This is a genomic window from Aminobacter sp. P4_D5 (genome assembly GCF_056401815.1).
The window spans coordinates 1-712 of record NZ_JBFUIP010000715.1 but is presented as its reverse complement, the minus strand read 5'-3'; the positions used below and the strand labels follow the sequence as shown (position 1 = coordinate 712).

At 73.8% G+C, this 712-nt stretch carries 1 protein-coding gene; it reads left to right on the top strand.

Features of this window, described 5'->3' with window-relative positions; genetic code table 11:
* A partial coding sequence (locus tag AC1DWF_RS34525; protein ID WP_476842982.1) for an ATP-binding protein occupies positions 1-712 on the top strand: 712 nt, incomplete at both ends.

Below are 712 nucleotides of genomic sequence, written 5' to 3'. Positions count from 1 at the left end.
ACCCGACCCCGGGCCCGACTGGCTGGAGGGCGACCCCACGCGCGTCCGGCAGATCCTGTTCAAYCTGATCGGCAACGCGCTGAAGTTCACCGAGCGGGGCTTCGTGCGCCTCGCCGCCCAGACCCGCGTCGACGGCGACATGGCCGTGGTCCGGCTCATCGTCGAGGACAGCGGCGTGGGCATGGATACGGCGACGCTGGCGCGGCTCTTCCAGCCCTTCACCCAGGCSGACAGCTCRACCACGCGCCGCTTCGGCGGCACGGGCCTCGGCCTGTCCATCGTCCGCCGSCTSRCCGAGCTGATGGAGGGCGAGGTGCGGGCGGAGAGCACGGCCGGCCGTGGCAGCCGCTTCATCGTGACGCTGCGGCTCGGCATCGCGGCGGCGCCGGCGGCGGCCAAGCCCGTGACGGCCCCGCCGCCCGCGGCCCCCGGCAACGCGCCGCTGGGCCGGGTGCTGGTGGTSGACGAYCATCCCGTGAACCGCGAGGTGATCACGCGGCAGCTGGAGCTGCTCAGCATCCCCGCGGCCACCGCCGACGACGGCGCGCAGGGCCTGGCGCACTGGCAGTGGCACCGTCCCTCGGTCGTGCTGCTCGACATCCACATGCCCGKMATGGACGGCTTCGAGMTGGCGCGCGCCATCCGGCAGGAGGAGCAGGCGAAGGGCCTGCCGCGCACCACGCTGATCGCCGTCACGGCGAATGCGCTGAAG